This is a genomic window from uncultured Methylophaga sp., from assembly GCF_947259025.1.
Taxonomy (GTDB): domain Bacteria; phylum Pseudomonadota; class Gammaproteobacteria; order Nitrosococcales; family Methylophagaceae; genus Methylophaga.
This window is the reverse complement of sequence record NZ_CAMYKO010000006.1, coordinates 45,676-60,936: the sequence shown is the minus strand read 5'-3', so window position 1 is coordinate 60,936 and position 15,261 is coordinate 45,676. Positions and strand designations below refer to the sequence as shown.

15 protein-coding genes are annotated in these 15,261 nt (G+C 54.6%); 8 read left to right on the top strand and 7 right to left on the bottom strand.

Annotated features, from left to right (window positions below; translation table 11 throughout):
• Positions 1 to 7: 7 nt before the first annotated feature.
• From mraY to mraZ, 7 genes are read right to left on the bottom strand one after another with little or no spacing between them, the layout of a single operon-like run.
• Complete coding sequence (gene mraY / locus Q0X64_RS10290) at positions 8 to 1,090, bottom strand: phospho-N-acetylmuramoyl-pentapeptide-transferase (RefSeq protein ID WP_297812386.1); 1,083 nt, start codon at positions 1,088 to 1,090, stop codon at positions 8 to 10.
• Positions 1,090 to 2,445 (bottom strand): UDP-N-acetylmuramoyl-tripeptide--D-alanyl-D-alanine ligase, encoded by a 1,356-nt coding sequence (gene murF / locus Q0X64_RS10285; protein WP_297812383.1) that lies wholly within the window; start codon positions 2,443 to 2,445, stop codon positions 1,090 to 1,092. The genes mraY and murF overlap by 1 nt, the downstream gene beginning before the upstream one ends.
• On the bottom strand, positions 2,445 to 3,986 hold the full coding sequence (locus Q0X64_RS10280) for a UDP-N-acetylmuramoyl-L-alanyl-D-glutamate--2,6-diaminopimelate ligase (protein WP_297812380.1): 1,542 nt from the start codon (positions 3,984 to 3,986) through the stop codon (positions 2,445 to 2,447). The genes murF and Q0X64_RS10280 overlap by 1 nt, the downstream gene beginning before the upstream one ends.
• On the bottom strand, positions 3,983 to 5,689 hold the full coding sequence (locus Q0X64_RS10275; protein WP_297812377.1) for a penicillin-binding transpeptidase domain-containing protein: 1,707 nt from the start codon (positions 5,687 to 5,689) through the stop codon (positions 3,983 to 3,985). Before Q0X64_RS10275 ends, Q0X64_RS10280 begins: the two co-directional genes overlap by 4 nt.
• Positions 5,686 to 5,979, bottom strand: a complete 294-nt coding sequence (ftsL, locus tag Q0X64_RS10270) for a cell division protein FtsL (protein ID WP_297812374.1) — start codon at positions 5,977 to 5,979, stop codon at positions 5,686 to 5,688. Before ftsL ends, Q0X64_RS10275 begins: the two co-directional genes overlap by 4 nt.
• Positions 5,976 to 6,914 (bottom strand): 16S rRNA (cytosine(1402)-N(4))-methyltransferase RsmH, encoded by a 939-nt coding sequence (gene rsmH / locus Q0X64_RS10265; RefSeq protein WP_297812372.1) that lies wholly within the window; start codon positions 6,912 to 6,914, stop codon positions 5,976 to 5,978. Before rsmH ends, ftsL begins: the two co-directional genes overlap by 4 nt.
• Positions 6,915 to 6,923: 9 nt before the next feature.
• A complete protein-coding gene (gene mraZ, locus Q0X64_RS10260; protein WP_297812369.1) occupies positions 6,924 to 7,364 on the bottom strand; it encodes a division/cell wall cluster transcriptional repressor MraZ in 441 nt (146 codons plus the stop codon).
• Between the two features lie 552 nt (positions 7,365 to 7,916).
• Here mraZ and coxB point away from each other — a divergent pair.
• From coxB to cyoE, 8 genes are read left to right on the top strand one after another with little or no spacing between them, the layout of a single operon-like run.
• Positions 7,917 to 9,032 (top strand): cytochrome c oxidase subunit II, encoded by a 1,116-nt coding sequence (gene coxB / locus Q0X64_RS10255; protein WP_297812366.1) that lies wholly within the window; start codon positions 7,917 to 7,919, stop codon positions 9,030 to 9,032.
• Between the two features lie 7 nt (positions 9,033 to 9,039).
• On the top strand, positions 9,040 to 10,617 hold the full coding sequence (gene ctaD, locus Q0X64_RS10250; RefSeq protein WP_297812363.1) for a cytochrome c oxidase subunit I: 1,578 nt from the start codon (positions 9,040 to 9,042) through the stop codon (positions 10,615 to 10,617).
• Positions 10,614 to 11,159 (top strand): cytochrome c oxidase assembly protein, encoded by a 546-nt coding sequence (locus Q0X64_RS10245; protein ID WP_297812360.1) that lies wholly within the window; start codon positions 10,614 to 10,616, stop codon positions 11,157 to 11,159. The genes ctaD and Q0X64_RS10245 overlap by 4 nt, the downstream gene beginning before the upstream one ends.
• 26 nt (positions 11,160 to 11,185) lie before the next feature.
• A complete protein-coding gene (locus Q0X64_RS10240) occupies positions 11,186 to 12,076 on the top strand; it encodes a cytochrome c oxidase subunit 3 (protein ID WP_297812357.1) in 891 nt (296 codons plus the stop codon).
• A gap of 28 nt (positions 12,077 to 12,104) precedes the next feature.
• Positions 12,105 to 12,812 (top strand): SURF1 family protein, encoded by a 708-nt coding sequence (locus Q0X64_RS10235; RefSeq protein ID WP_297812354.1) that lies wholly within the window; start codon positions 12,105 to 12,107, stop codon positions 12,810 to 12,812.
• Positions 12,802 to 13,335, top strand: coding sequence for a hypothetical protein (locus Q0X64_RS10230; protein ID WP_297812352.1), 534 nt, complete (start codon positions 12,802 to 12,804; stop codon positions 13,333 to 13,335). Before Q0X64_RS10235 ends, Q0X64_RS10230 begins: the two co-directional genes overlap by 11 nt.
• A gap of 3 nt (positions 13,336 to 13,338) precedes the next feature.
• Positions 13,339 to 14,340 carry a COX15/CtaA family protein gene (locus Q0X64_RS10225; protein ID WP_297812349.1) on the top strand — a complete coding sequence of 334 codons (1,002 nt, stop codon included), beginning with the start codon at positions 13,339 to 13,341 and terminating at the stop codon, positions 14,338 to 14,340.
• 24 nt (positions 14,341 to 14,364) lie between these two features.
• Positions 14,365 to 15,240, top strand: coding sequence for a heme o synthase (gene cyoE, locus Q0X64_RS10220; protein ID WP_297812347.1), 876 nt, complete (start codon positions 14,365 to 14,367; stop codon positions 15,238 to 15,240).
• Positions 15,241 to 15,261 lie beyond the last annotated feature (21 nt).

Sequence of the window (15,261 nt, the reverse complement as noted above, 5' to 3'; positions counted from 1 at the left end):
CCCTGTGTCATCGTATTTTCAGCGTCGCCAACCCAATCAGAACCAGAAATACCGTCACAATCCAGAAGCGCACGATAATGCGTGGCTCCGGCCAACCTTTAAGCTCGTAGTGGTGATGAATCGGTGCCATCAGGAATACGCGTTTACCACGCAACTTGTAGGAAGCGACCTGAATCATCACCGACAAAGTCTCAATCACGAAGACCCCGCCCATGATCAGCAGTACCAGTTCCTGTCGCACTAATACCGCGACGGTGCCCAACGCTGCCCCGAGAGCCAGCGCGCCGACATCGCCCATAAAGATCTGGGCCGGATAAGTGTTAAACCAGAGAAAGCCGAGACCAGCCCCGACCATCGCTGCGCAGAACACTGTCAATTCACCGGCACTGGGTATGAAGGGGATCTGCAGGTAACTGGCAAATTCAGAGTGGCCGCCGACATAGCTGAACAGACCCAATGCACTGGCCACCATCACCGTTGGCATAATCGCCAGTCCGTCCAGACCATCGGTCAGATTGACCGCATTACTACTGCCCACAATCACCAGATAGGTCAGCAACATGTACCAACCGCCCAGCGGAATCACGACTTCCTTGAAAAACGGCACAATCAGCGCTGTTTCTGCAGGCACCGAGGCGGTGTAATAGAGGAATACCGCAGCCCCGGCACCAAACACTGACTGCCAGAAATATTTATAGCGACTCAACAAACCACGCGGATCCTGACGCACCAGCTTGATGTAATCATCAATAAAGCCAATCACGCCGAAAGCCAGTGTGACAATCAACACCACCCAGACATAGCGGTTGCTTAAATCGGCCCACAGCAGGGTACTGACTGCAATGGCAACGAGAATCAACGAACCACCCATAGTGGGTGTGCCGCTCTTGCTGAAATGTGACTCCGGTCCATCCTGACGCACAACCTGACCAATCTGCTTGAAGCTCAACTGGCGGATCATGCTGGGCCCGATAATCAGGGCAATACCAAGTGCGGTCATGGTGCCCAGAATCGCCCGCAGAGTGAGGTACTGGAACACACTGAATCCACTGTAAAATTCCGCCAGGTATTCACTCAATAGCAGCAGCATCAGCTTTCTCCCTCTTGTGCCAGCTGATCGGCCAGCTTATCCAGTTGCATAAATCGTGACCCTTTGATGAGACAGACCACTTTCTGGTTAAGAGCCTGCTGCAGGTGCTGCTGCAAGCTGTCGATATCTTCAAAATGCTGGGCACCACAACCGAATTTCTGTGCTGCCATGCGGCTGCTGTCGCCTACCGTGAATAAGCGGCTGACTCCAGACGCTGAGGCCTGCTTACCCATTTCAGTGTGGATATTGTCGCTGTCAGCGCCTAGTTCACCGAAGTCGCCCAGTACCAGCCAGTGTTCGCCGCTGAAACCGGCGAGGGTCATCAGTGCCTGCTGGTAGGAACCGGGGTTGGCGTTGTAGGTATCATCAATCAGTTTCGAAGCATTGATCCCGGCACGCAGTTGCAGCCTGTGTGGCACCGCCTTGATACTCGCCAGGCCACGCACCATGGCATCAACCGGAATATCCAGTGCCCGGCAGACGGCTATCGCGGCCAGCGCGTTATTGACATTGTGAAGACCTGGCAAAGGCAGACTGAAATGGTGATTCACGCCTTCAATATTGACCATGAAATGGCTGCCACTGGCCTCTGGCTGAATGTAGTCGGCTTTCACATCAGCCTCTTTCTCCAGCGCAAAGCTCATGGTCTTGCGCTCAGCGATCATCGGCGCCCATATATCCTGATAAGGCATCTCGACATTGACCACGGCGATACCACTAGCCATCAGCCCCTGATAAATCGCGCCTTTTTCCTCGGCCACGCCGGCTTCACTACCAAAGCCTTCCAGATGCGCCGGGGCAATATTATTGATAAGGGCCACATCGGGCGCGGCAATCTTGACCAGTTCAGCAATTTCACCGGGATGGTTGGTACCCATTTCAATCACGGCAAATTTATCTTCCGCATCCAGCCGGCAGAGCGTCAGCGGCACGCCCAGATCATTGTTGAGATTGCCTTCAGTTGCCAGCACCGGTCCTGCTTGGCGCAGGATGGCACTGATCATTTCCTTAACGCTGGTTTTGCCGTTACTGCCGGTGATCGCCACCACTTTAGCGCGGCTTCGCTGCAACCAGGCACGGGCAATCGCGGCAAAGGCTTTCCTGACATCCTCAACCTGCAACTGCGGCAGCGGATCATCACGGGTTTCACTGACCAGTGCCGCACTGGCGCCGGCTTCACGTGCCTGGGCCAGAAAATCATGGCCATCGACCCGCTCACCTTTTAAAGCAACAAACAGGTTGCCGGGCATGATCTTGCGGGTATCGATCACAGCACCGCTGACCGTGATATCTGCAAAACCAGCTTCGATACCGACAATTTTCGCCAGTTGACTGAGGGACAAAGTCAGACTCATTAATGGCCCCCCATTACGTTATAAACGCCATTGCTTACTTCTCCCAGTGACTCGCTGACCACCAGCGTGTCGCTGAACGGATATTTGATTTGGTTAATTTCCTGATAGGCCTCATGCCCCTTCCCTGCCACCAGCACGATATCGGCCGGACCGGCATGGGACACCGCATAAACAATCGCGGCTTTGCGATCCAGTTCGACGCGGATGTTTTCCGGCTGACGGCAACCGGCCAGAATCTCGTCAACAATCACCGCGTGATCTTCACTCCGCGGATTGTCGTCAGTGATAATCACCTTGTCAGCGCGGTTTTCTGCGATCTGCCCCATCAATGGCCGTTTACCTTTGTCACGGTCACCACCACAGCCGAATACACACCACAGCTGACCGCTCTCCGGCAGATGACTGCGCAAAGTGGTCAAAGCCTGCTCCAGTGCATCCGGTGTGTGAGCATAGTCAATCACGATGCAGGGTTGATCCTGCTGGCCATGCCCTTCCATACGGCCTGACACTGCGTGGCAGTGGGTCAAGGCTTGACGGGCCTGATCACCGCTAAAACCGATCATGGTCAGTACCACCGCCGTAGCGAGCAGGTTATCGACATTAAAACGCCCCATCAGTGGCAGTTGTATCGGCTGGGTCTGTCCCTGCAGTGTTAGGTCAAAAGCAACGCCGTCACGTTCACAGCGAATCGCTGAAGCATGAATATCTGCCTGCCCCAAACTGCTATAGCTGAGCACACGCACATCATCGCCCAATGCCGATTGCATTGTGGGCCCGAACTCATCATCAATATTGATCACGGCCTGGCTGACCGAGTCCATCTCAAACAGCTTCTGCTTGGCGGCAGCGTATTCTTCCATGGTCTGGTGATAATCCAGGTGATCACGGCTCAGGTTGGTAAACACCGCCACATTGACATCAACGCTGTTCAGCCGTCCCTGCACCAGGGCATGAGACGACGCTTCCAGCGCGACATAACGGCAGCCTTCCAGTTCAAAACCGGCCAGCAAACGTTGCATTGAAACCGGATCCGGGGTGGTCATACCGGTCAGTTCCAGATCACTGATACGGCCGGCGCCCATGGTGCCGATTACGCCGCAGGGCTGGCCACTGCCTTCCAGGGCCTGTGCCAGGAACTGGCTGACCGACGTTTTTCCATTGGTGCCGGTAACCGCAATCACGGTCATATGCTGTGAAGGATCTTCATAAAAACGGGCCGCAATAAAGCCGGCCTGCTGGTCCAGTTGACTGATCGGGTAGGCCGTCACCACGGACTCATCCAGCAGCGTCTGCTCACTGTCGCTGAGCGGATTGGCAGTATCAATCAATACGGCAAAGGCCCCTTTATCCAGCGCCTGGTGTAAATGTTTCTCTCGATCGGCGGGCTGTTTGGCCAAAGCCAGGAACAGGCAGCCGGCTGTCACCCGCCGGCTGTCCATGCTGATGTCACTAAGCATGCATTCCTGCAGTTCGACATGCTCAGCCACCCAATCCTGCAGCAGCCAAGTCAGAGATTGCTTTTTCACGATCGATGTCATCATTTGTGGGCCACCTGCATCTGCGTCATCGGTAATGCATCCGGTGCGATATTGAGCAGTCGCATGGCGCCGGTCATGACTTCTGAAAATACCGGTGCAGCCACTGCGCCGCCGTAGTATTCCTCGCCACGCGGCTCATCCACCATCACCACCATGGCCAGGCGCGGCGCGCTGGCCGGGATAATGCCGGCAAAGACAGATTGATAACGTTTATCGGCGTAACCGCCACTGGTCGCTTTTTTGGCGGTACCGGTTTTACCGGCGACACGGTAGTTGGCGACCGCAGCACGGGTGGCCGTGCCACCGGGTTCAACGACGGTTTCCATCATCGCCAGCACCTGCTGCATGATATCGGCGGAAAAGACACGGCGCCCTTTGGGCGTCTCATTGCTTTTGACAAAAGTGACGGGTTTTAATATGCCGCCACTGGCCAGCACCGAATAGGCACGGGCCAGTTGTAATGCAGAAGTAGACAGTCCATAACCAAAGCCCATGGTGGCAATATCCAGCCGACGCCAGGATTGGGGATCCGGCATGGTGCCCATCGCTTCACCTGGGAAATAAGCCCCGGTGGCTTCGCCCAGACCAAAACGGGCAAAGTCCTGCCACATCGCCTGCGGGTCCAGTTCCAAAGCGATTTTACTGGCTGCGATATTGCTCGACTTTTGGATCAGCGTCGCAAGATCAATTTCACCGTAGTCACGGAAATCCCGGATTGGATGGCCGCTGACCCGGTATACGCCCGGATGGGTATTGATAATCGATTCCAGGTCATACTTACCTGACTTGATGGCGCTGGCTACGGTAAACGGTTTGACCGTGGAGCCGGGCTCAAACAGATCCGTCACCGCACGGTTACGAAAATCGCTGGCTTTGAGGCGGCTGCGGTTATTGGGGTTGAAGGCCGGCTGATTGACCATCGCCAGCACTTCACCGGTTTGGATATCCAGTACCACCGCCGTACCGGCCTTGGCATTATGTTCCTTGACGGCATTCTTCAGCGCCTGATAGCTCAGGTGTTGCAAACGTAAATCGATGCTGAGTTGGATATTTTCACCGGCTTTGGCCGGTTGAATCAGTTCACCACCTTCCACGAAATTACCGCGGCTGTCGCGTACCATGCGTTTAAGGCCGCTACGACCGGTCAAAACGGCATCATAGGTCAGCTCCAGTCCTTCCTGACCGATATCATCAATATTGGTAAAGCCCAACAAATGGGAGGTCACTTCAGCGGCCGGATAGTAACGTTTGTATTCACGCTGCAGGTAAACACCATGGATTTCCAGCGCTTTCACCGACTGGGCCAGTTCCGGTGTGACCCGCCGCTTAAGATAGGCAAACTCACGTGACGGATTCGCCTTGATCCTGTCCTGGATAAGGCTGAGCGGAATATCGAGTTTCTCTGCCAGTTGTCCCAGTTTGGGATGATTGGCAGGCACATCCTGCGGGTTGAGCCAGACCGAATTGACCGGTGTACTGATCGCCAGCGGTTCACCCTGGCGATCCAGCAGCATGCCGCGATGTGCCGCTACCGGCACCTGACGCAGATGACGCGCATCCCCCTCATTACGTAAAAACTCGGGGTTCAGGATCTGTAAATCAGCCAGCCGCCAGCACAACACGGCGACAAACAACACGAACAGAATCCGTACCAGTTCCAGACGCCAGCGTCCGACTTGATTGTGACTGACCCGAGCTGCGTTCATCGTTTGATCACCACGGTCATATCGGCCTTGGGCACGATCATGTCCAGACGGCTGCGAACCTGCTGTTCGACACGACTGGGACTACCCCAGGTACTCTCTTCCAGCAGCAGACGGCCCCACTCTTCGTTAAGCAGATCGCGCTGTTTTTCCAGTTGCTGTAATTGAATAAATTCATTGCGGTTAAGATGTTTGGCATAAATCACCGACACCGCTGAGATGATGACCAGCAAAGCCAGCAATAGCAGGGGCCAGTTAATATCGAATTGTTCCAGGTATTGCTTCAGCTTCATGCCAGCTTCTCCGCCACACGCAAAACAGCGCTGCGTGCTCTGGGGTTGGCAGCCAGTTCCTTATCACCGGCTTTAATAGCCTTGCCAATCAGCTTGAGGCGCGGGTTGAGTTGATCCACGGTGACCGGAAAGTGCGACGGCAAATCATCGCCGCGGGCCTGGTCGCGGAAATAACGTTTAACAATGCGGTCTTCCAGTGAGTGGAAGCTGATGACGACCAGTCTGCCGCCTACCGCCAATACATCCAGCGCCTGTTCCAGCGCGGCTTTGAGTTCGTCCAACTCATTATTAATATAGATACGTATCGCCTGGAAGGTGCGGGTCGCGGGATGCTTATGTTTTTCCCTTGACGGACTGGCCTTGTCCACCAGATCGGCCAGTTGCTTGGTGGTGGTAATCGGGTTCTCGTCGCGGGTTTCAACAATCGCGCGGGCAATACGTTTGCCATAGCGCTCTTCGCCCAGGGTTTTCAATACATGGGCGATATCTTGCATTTCTGCTGTGGCCAGCCATTCAGCGGCACTGATCCCGCTTTCAGGGTTCATGCGCATATCCAGCGGGCCATCCCTGAGAAAGCTGAAACCACGCTCGGCATCATCCAGTTGTGGAGAAGACACACCGATATCCATCAGAATGCCATCAATATTATTTTGCCAGAGACGCGCATGCACAGTTTTGGCAAGCTCGGAAAAGGCGCAATGTTCAATGGCGAAACGGGGATCTTCAGCAGCCAGTTGACGGCCGATCGCAACGGCCTGGGGATCCTGATCCAATCCCAGCAGGCGACCTTTATCTGAGAGTTGCGCCAGAATGGCACGGCTGTGTCCGCCACGACCAAAGGTGGCATCGAGGTAATGACCGTCAGCTTTCAGAGACAGGGCGGCGAGGGTCTCGTCTAGCAAGACTGGCAGATGTTGCGAATGGCTCTCTGTCATAATTCCGCCCTATATCGACAGGCTTTCTAATTCAGCCGGTAAAATCTCATCAAAATCTTCTTCCAGACAGTCATCCATGAGTTCGTTCCAAGTCTGCTCATTCCAGAGTTCAAACTTGTTGCCTTGCCCAATCATCACCATGCTTTTGTCGAGACCGGCAAACTCGCGCAGTTTGGCCGGCAGCAAAATCCGCCCGTTACCATCCATTTCGCATTCGGTGGCATAACCAAGCAGCATTCTTTTGAGGCGACGGACTTGAGGATTCAGGCTGGGAAGTGCAGTGAGCTTTTCTTCCACTTGCTCCCATTCAGGCAGCGGATACAACTGCAGACAGTGGTCTGAGTGATCAATGGTGATGACCAGGCGGCCTTCACAACAGACGTCAAGATGCTTGCGGAACTTGGCTGGTATCGCCATCCGCCCTTTGGCATCCAGATTGAATGTTGCCACGCCTCGAAACACTTGCCATCCTCAAAAAAACTGATCCACAAAGATCCACTTTTCCCCACTTAGCGACACTATAGGATTGCAAATGCATGAAGTCAAGCATCTGGATCAACAAATTCCTCTTTTTATGACAATGACTTAGCGACTTTTGGTGAAAGTGGGAGAAAAGTTTCGAGAGGGATATTCAAGGACATCTTCTTTATCAAAAAAGTGGCATAGAAAGTTAAAGTAAATTCTAGAAGGGTTATGGCTGAATAAAATCTTTTTGCTGGCTGACACCGGGGATTAACTAACTCAGATCGTTCAATTTAGCGTTTTTTCGTGTTCAACAGGACGGCGATTATACGTAATTTTCCAGTATTGTATGCCCCGCCATAACTTATCCCTGGCGCGACATAAAGCTGATTTAACCTATTGATATCAGTTCCTTAGCCACATTTTTTGTCAAATTCGCTGGTAAATCCCTAAAAAAGGCCTATACTGATTTCCTAAGAGCAAAATAAATTTTGCAGCGTGTCACCAACGATGGTGCACCGTTGATGCAAGGAGAGTGCTATGTGCCGACTACTGCATCTGTTTAGTCTCGCTCTTGTTCTGACGCCAGCCCCGCTACTGGCGCTGGAGTTTAATATGCCGTCTGGGGTGACAGACACCAGTCAGTCGGTATTCAACCTGCACATGACCATTTTCTATATTTGCCTCGCCATCGCGGTGGTGGTGTTCGGTGTCATGTTCTGGTCCATTTTCCATCACCGACGATCCCGAGGCGCAAAGGCAGCCCAGTTTCATGGCAGCGTGGTGGTTGAAATCATCTGGACCATCATTCCGTTTCTGATTCTGGTCGCGATTGCCATCCCCGCCACCACCACGCTCAGTGATATGTATGATGCCTCGGAGTCGGATGTTGATATCCAGGTCACTGGCCACCAGTGGAAGTGGCATTACAAATACATTGGTGAAGACGTCGATTTTTTCAGCATCCTGAACACCTCGCGGGAAGAAATCGAAAACCGCAAGAAGAAAAATCCCAACTACCTGCTGGAAGTCGATAACGCCCTGGTCGTGCCGACCAATAAGAAAATACGTTTTCTGTTCACCTCCAATGACGTGATCCATGCCTGGTGGGTGCCCGATCTGGCGATCAAAAAAGACGCGATTCCCGGCTTTATCAACGAATCATGGACCCGCATCAAAGAGCCGGGGCTGTACCGCGGTCAGTGTGCAGAGCTGTGCGGCAAACATCATGCCTTCATGCCCATTGAAGTCAAAGCGGTGCCGGAAGCCTCATACCTGGCCTGGCTGGAAGACCAGAAAGCCGCCAAGCTGGCTGAAGCTGCCTCGGCTGAACAGGACTGGAGTATGGATCAGTTGATGACTGCCGGTGCCACCGTTTATGAGAAAAACTGTGCGGTCTGTCACCAGGCAGATGGTTCCGGTGTCGCTGGTGCTTTCCCGGCACTGAACGGCAGTGCCATTGTGCAGGGCGACAAAGCCGGTCATCTCGATATCGTGGTGAATGGCAAGCTTGCCAAGGGTATGCCCGCCTTCGGTGAACAGTTATCCGCCGTTGATATCGCCGCCGTCATTACCTATGAGCGCAACAGTTGGGACAACCAGACCGGTGATCATGTATCACCGGCCGAAGTCCAGACTCTGATGGATAAACAGTGAGGTCTTTATGAGCGCACATGCCGAGACTGCCCACCACGGACCGGCCAGCGGGATCAGCCGCTGGATTCTGACCACTAACCATAAAGATATCGGCACCATGTATCTGGTGTTCAGCCTGCTGATGTTATTTGTCGGCGGGAGCATGGCCTTTGTTATCCGCGCCGAGTTGTTCCAGCCCGGCTTGCAGATGGTGATGCCCGAGTTCTTTAACCAGATGACCACCATGCATGGCCTGATTATGGTGTTCGGCGCAGTGATGCCGGCCTTTGTTGGCCTGGCCAACTGGCAGATACCACTGATGATCGGCGCCCCGGATATGGCCCTGCCCCGGCTCAATAACCTGAGCTTCTGGATCCTGCCGTTTGCCTTTGCCATGTTGCTGTCGACTTTGCTGATGCCGGGCGGTGCCCCCGATTTCGGCTGGACCTTTTACGCGCCGTTGTCGACCACCTATGCCCCACCCAGTGTGACCTTCTTTATCTTTGCCATTCATATGATGGGGATCTCTTCGATCCTGGGCGCGATTAATGTGGTGGTCACTATCTTCAATATGCGGGCACCGGGCATGAAACTGATGGATATGCCATTGTTTGTCTGGACCTGGCTAATCACCGCCTTCCTGCTGATCGCGGTGATGCCGGTACTGGCAGCTGTGGTCACCATGATGCTGATGGATGTGCATTTCGGCACCAGTTTCTTTAATGCTGCCGGTGGTGGCGACCCGGTCCTGTTCCAGCATGTGTTCTGGTTCTTTGCCCATCCCGAGGTTTACATCATGGTGTTGCCGGCCTTTGGCGTGATTTCCCAAATCGTGCCCACCTTCGCCCGCAAACCGCTGTTCGGCTACCACTCCATGGTGTATGCCACCGCGGCGATTGCGGTGATGTCTTTCATCGTCTGGGCTCACCATATGTTCACCGTGGGCATGCCATTGGCCGGCGAGTTGTTCTTTATGTATACGACCATGCTGATCGCGGTGCCCACCGGGGTCAAAGTGTTTAACTGGATATCGACCATGTTCCGGGGGTCGATGACCTTTGAGACGCCGATGCTGTTTGCCATCGCCTTTATTGTATTGTTCACCATCGGCGGTCTGTCGGGCCTGATGCTGGCGATCGCGCCGGCTGACTTCCAGTATCACGACACTTACTTCGTGGTCGCCCATTTCCACTATGTTCTGGTTCCCGGTTCGGTATTCGGCATTATTGCCGGGGTCTATTACTGGCTGCCCAAATGGTGCGGCAAGATGTATGACGAGAAACTGGGCCAATGGCATTTCTGGCTGTCGTTTATCGGCGTCAACCTGACCTTCTTCCCCATGCATTTTGTGGGACTGGCCGGCATGCCCCGACGTATTCCCGACTATGCGTTGCAGTTTGCGGACTTCAATATGATTACCAGCATCGGTGCATTCCTGTTCGGCACCACTCAGCTGTTGTTTGTTTACATTCTGATCAAAACCGTGCGTAGCGGTAAACCGGCGGAACAGCTTCCCTGGGACGGCGCGCAAGGACTGGAGTGGAGCGTGCCGACACCGGCCCCCTATCACACTTTCAGCACACCGCCAGTGGTCGGTGACAAATGAAACGCTGGCTGAATCCCACTACGCCGGGCGGACTGATTGCCATCGTGGTATTGATGTTCGGCTTCGGCTTTATGCTGGTGCCCCTCTATGACGTGTTCTGTGAGGTCACCGGCCTCAACGGCAAAACCGGTGGCCCCTACCAGGGGGCAGCCAGTCAAACTGAAGCAGTGGATGAACGCCAGGTTACTGTTCAGTTTGTAGCCAACCGCAATGCCAATCTGCCCTGGGAGTTTGCCCCCGAGCAGGAGGAGATCAAGCTGCAGATTGGTGAGCGCAAACAAACCGCCTTTTATGTCAGCAATACCTATGACCATGCCGTGGTCGCTCAGGCTATTCCCAGTGTGTCACCGGCACAGGCGGCGGACTATCTGAATAAAGTCGAATGCTTCTGCTTTCAGCAGCAGCCATTGCAGGCCGGCGAACAGAAAGGGTTTCCCCTGGTATTTTTTCTCGACCCGGATTTGCCCGAGGAAATCACCAAGCTGACGCTGTCCTACACCCTGTTTGATATTAGCGACAGGGCAGCAGCAGAAGGGTATTAACGCCCCAATTAAGGGAGGGAGCAGTTATGGCACAGTCGCAACCAGCCTACTACGTTCCACCGCAAAGTCACTGGCCGATCATTGCCGCGGCCGGGCTGTTTTTTACCCTGGGCGGCACGGCGGTGTTATTGCACGCTTTGCAGCAGGAGTCGGGCGGTTTATTCGGTCAGATTATGCTGTTATCCGGCTTGCTGATTCTGGCCGGCATGATGATCGGCTGGTTCGCCTCGGTCATTGCCGAGACCCGGCAGGGACTCTATTCGCCCAAGCTGGACAAATCATTCCGCTACGGCATGTCGTGGTTTATTTTTTCCGAAGTGATGTTCTTTTTCGCCTTCTTCGGCACCTTGTTTTATATCCGCGTGTTTGCCGTGCCCTGGCTGGGTGGAGAAGGCGACAAAGGGCTGGCCAGCATGCTCTGGCCCCAGTTCAATGCTGCCTGGCCCTTACTGCAAGCACCTAACCCTGAACAGTTCCCGCCCATCAGGGAAGTGATCAATCCCTGGCATGTGCCGCTCATCAATACCATTTTACTGGTGACTTCCAGTTTTACCCTGTGGCTGGCGCATAAGGCACTGAAACGCAGCGACCGCGACCGCCTCAAGCTGTGGCTGGGGATCACCATCATTCTGGGTCTGGGCTTTCTGGCCTTGCAGATCATGGAATATTTCGAGGCTTATAACGAGTTGGATCTGACGCTGGCATCGGGGATCTACGGGGCCACCTTCTTTATGCTGACCGGTTTTCACGGTGCCCACGTCACCATCGGCAGCATTATCCTGATTGTGCTGATGCTGAGGGTCATGCGTGGCCATTTCACGCCGGATAAGCACTTTGCTTTCGAGGCCGGTGCCTGGTACTGGCACTTTGTCGATGTGGTCTGGATATTCCTGTTCACTACGGTGTATCTGATTTAAACGAGGGCCAAGGCACAGAGGAGACAGCGTGATCGTAAAACGACTTTTGGGCAGCGATTCAGGCTGGCAGTTTGCGGCAAGACCGGGCTATCTGTCGTTTGCATTGTTTGCGGTCGGGCTGTGTCTGTGTTTGTCGTTCTGGCAATGGCAACGGGCTGGGAGCGCCGAAGCGCGCTATCAGCAATTTGTGCAGCAGCAGTCCCAGCCTGCCACACACTGGCATGGGGGCCAGCCGGCGCCCTATAAAGCGCTGAAAGCCAGCGGCCAGTTACAGCAGTTGTTTTTACTCGACAACCAGATTCGTCAGGGTATTGTCGGCTGGCATGTACTGGGGCTGTTAGCGACCGACTATGGCCCGCTGCTGCTCAACCTGGGGTGGCAATCGGCACGGGAGCCCCGCCCTTCGCTGAACAACTTCCCTTCTGTGATGACGGTATCGGGGCTGGCGGTCTATCCCGAAGTTGGCCTGATGCTGGCACCGGCGGAGGACGATCCGGCCTGGCCCGGCATCATGCAACAGATCGATATTCCCCTGCTCAGACAGCGGCTGGACGCCAAGCTGGCTGATTTTATGATTGTCGTGAACACCCCTGGTACCGGACTCGCCACCGTGCATGCAGCACCAGACAATAAAAGCGCGATGCATATCGGCTATGCCCTGCAATGGCTGTTGATAGCGGTGGCTTGCCTGACGGTGTTTTACTTTGCCTGCCGAGGAGAGAAAGATGACCCGTAATCCATGGCTGTTTCGTTCCATCTGGCTGATTGCCCTGCTGCCTCTGCTGATCGCGTGGAGTCTGGCCTTATTCGGCCAGGCCGACAGTTTTGCGGGCAAAAACCACGGTCAGTTACTCCCCGCCGGTATCCAGGTGCCGGACAGCCTCAAGTCAGAGCTGAATGGTAAATGGGGGCTGCTGTTATTAAGCCAGGATTGCCGGCAATCCTGTCAGCAACAGCTGTATCAGATGCAGCAGCTGCACACGGCCATGGGGCGGGATCTGGAACGGGTTCAGCCTTTGTGGCTGTCCACCGCCGGGATATCGCAACGCCCTGCCGATATTAATTTTCAGCAAATCAAAAGCCTGAGCCGGCCACAACTGCTCGACTGGTTTAACCAACAACAACTCGACTGGCAGGATCAGAGTCTGTGGCTGGTTGATCCCAAGGGCATGCTGGTTATGCGGTTTGCACCGGAGCTCAAGGGAAAGCACATCCTGGCTGATATTGACTGGTTATTGAAGGCCTCACATATCGGGTAATGCATGCAGATCAAAACCCTGACCAGACTTGCCTTGCTATTCGCCTTTGTGGTGGTGACGCTGGGCGCCCTGACCCGTCTGCTTGATGCCGGTCTGGGCTGTCCTGACTGGCCCGGCTGCTACGGCCAGATCCTGCCGCCCTCCTCCGCTGAGTTACAGGCTGCCGGCATCGCCCACAACGGCAAGGCGTGGATGGAAATGATTCACCGCTATGCGGCCGGTGGGCTTGGCTTGCTGATTTTAGTGATGATGATACGGCTGGAGACCGATCCCGCCAGCAAGCCGAAAAGCCGTTGGCTGGGGCGCAGTTTATTATTGCTGGTTATTGCCCAGGCGCTGTTCGGCATGTGGACGGTCACCCTCAAACTGCAACCGCAGGTGGTCACCATCCACTTGCTGGGCGGTGTGTTGCTGCTGGCATTGCTGTGGTTGTTATCCCAATCCGTCGCCGGTCACAGCCGGGTCCGTGTCGCAGCGGGTGTGCACAAAGCCGCCATGCTGGTGATGCTGTTACTGTTCGGGCAGATCGCATTGGGTGGCTGGACCAGCAGCCACTATGCCGGTCTTGCCTGCCCTGATTTTCCCACCTGCCAGGGACAATGGCTGCCAGATCTGCAACTCAATCAGGCATTCAAGCTGACTGAGTTTATTGATGCGAATCACGAGGGCGGATTATTGCCACTGGATGCCCGCGCGTCGATTCAGGTAGTGCATCGCTATACGGCATTGCTGTTAACGGTGGCTGTACTCAGCCTCAGCGTAGCGCTGTGGCGTTACCCGCTGTTACACAGCCGGGTTGCGCTGTTGCTGGCTTTCACCGGCCTGCAGCTTGGCATTGGCATAGCCAATGTGCTGCTGCAATTACCTTTGTTTTTGGCACTGGCCCACAATACCGGCGCGGCGTTACTGCTGTTGTGCCTGACTGATACCTTAATCCGCCTGCAGTCGCTGTCCACGATGGCTGCAAATTCCGATAAGCACGCTTTCAGACAATCAATGGGGTGAGTTATGCAAAATGACAGCGCGATCATGCCAACTCTGCATCGAACCAACTGGAAAGATTACCTGGCTCTGTGCAAACCCAAAGTCATTTTATTGATGCTGCTGACGGCTTTGGTGGGGGCTTTTATGGCACCACAGTGGCCTGATCCGGGTACCTTGCTGATTGCCATTGCCGGCATTGCCTTGTGCGCTGGCAGCGGCGCAGTGATTAATAATCTTATTGACCACAAACTGGATGCCAAGATGGCCCGCACCCGCCACCGTGCTGTGGCCAGTGGTCAGGTAACGCCATGGCAGGCCTTGTTCTTTGCATTGGCGCTGGCAGTTTTCGGGCTCAATCTACTGTGGTTTCTGGTCAACCCGGTCACCATGTGGCTGACCCTGTTTTCTTTGCTGGGTTATGCGGTGATTTACACCCTGTTTCTGAAACGGGCGACCCCGCAGAACATTACTATCGGCGGTCTGGCCGGTGCCATGCCGCCGCTGCTGGGCTGGACAGCAGTCACCGGACAGATCGATCCCAATGCCCTGCTGCTGGTGTTGATTATTTTCGCCTGGACTCCGCCTCACTTCTGGGCGCTGGCCTTGCATAAAAAAGAGGAATACGCCGAGGCCAATGTGCCGATGCTTCCGGTCACCCACGGCGTTGATTTCACCCGTATCCAGATTGTGCTTTACAGCCTGCTGTTATTTGCCTGCACGCTGCTGCCCTTTGTCACCGGCATGAGTAGCTGGCTGTATCTGGCCGGCATACTGGTGCTCAATGTCGGGCAGCTACGGCTGGTCAAACAGTTGTTTGCAGAACACGATCCGCAAGCTGCCTGGCGTTTATTTAAATTTTCAATTCAATACCTGATGTGGTTATTCCTGCTGCTTCTGGCCGACCACGTTTTGTTGAATTAGGCTGCTGGCGCTGATGCCCGT

Bases quoted from the DNA above. Each gene is read 5' to 3' on its own strand.
- mraY (WP_297812386.1), bottom strand. From the start codon at position 1,090: ATGCTGCTGCTATTGAGTGAATACCTGGCGGAATTTTACAGTGGATTC.
- murF (WP_297812383.1), bottom strand. From the start codon at position 2,445: ATGAGTCTGACTTTGTCCCTCAGTCAACTGGCGAAAATTGTCGGTATC.
- Q0X64_RS10280 (WP_297812380.1), bottom strand. From the start codon at position 3,986: ATGATGACATCGATCGTGAAAAAGCAATCTCTGACTTGGCTGCTGCAG.
- Q0X64_RS10275 (WP_297812377.1), bottom strand. From the start codon at position 5,689: ATGAACGCAGCTCGGGTCAGTCACAATCAAGTCGGACGCTGGCGTCTG.
- ftsL (WP_297812374.1), bottom strand. From the start codon at position 5,979: ATGAAGCTGAAGCAATACCTGGAACAATTCGATATTAACTGGCCCCTG.
- rsmH (WP_297812372.1), bottom strand. From the start codon at position 6,914: ATGACAGAGAGCCATTCGCAACATCTGCCAGTCTTGCTAGACGAGACC.
- coxB (WP_297812366.1), top strand. From the start codon at position 7,917: ATGTGCCGACTACTGCATCTGTTTAGTCTCGCTCTTGTTCTGACGCCA.
- ctaD (WP_297812363.1), top strand. From the start codon at position 9,040: ATGAGCGCACATGCCGAGACTGCCCACCACGGACCGGCCAGCGGGATC.
- Q0X64_RS10245 (WP_297812360.1), top strand. From the start codon at position 10,614: ATGAAACGCTGGCTGAATCCCACTACGCCGGGCGGACTGATTGCCATC.
- Q0X64_RS10240 (WP_297812357.1), top strand. From the start codon at position 11,186: ATGGCACAGTCGCAACCAGCCTACTACGTTCCACCGCAAAGTCACTGG.
- Q0X64_RS10230 (WP_297812352.1), top strand. From the start codon at position 12,802: ATGACCCGTAATCCATGGCTGTTTCGTTCCATCTGGCTGATTGCCCTG.
- Q0X64_RS10225 (WP_297812349.1), top strand. From the start codon at position 13,339: ATGCAGATCAAAACCCTGACCAGACTTGCCTTGCTATTCGCCTTTGTG.
- cyoE (WP_297812347.1), top strand. From the start codon at position 14,365: ATGCCAACTCTGCATCGAACCAACTGGAAAGATTACCTGGCTCTGTGC.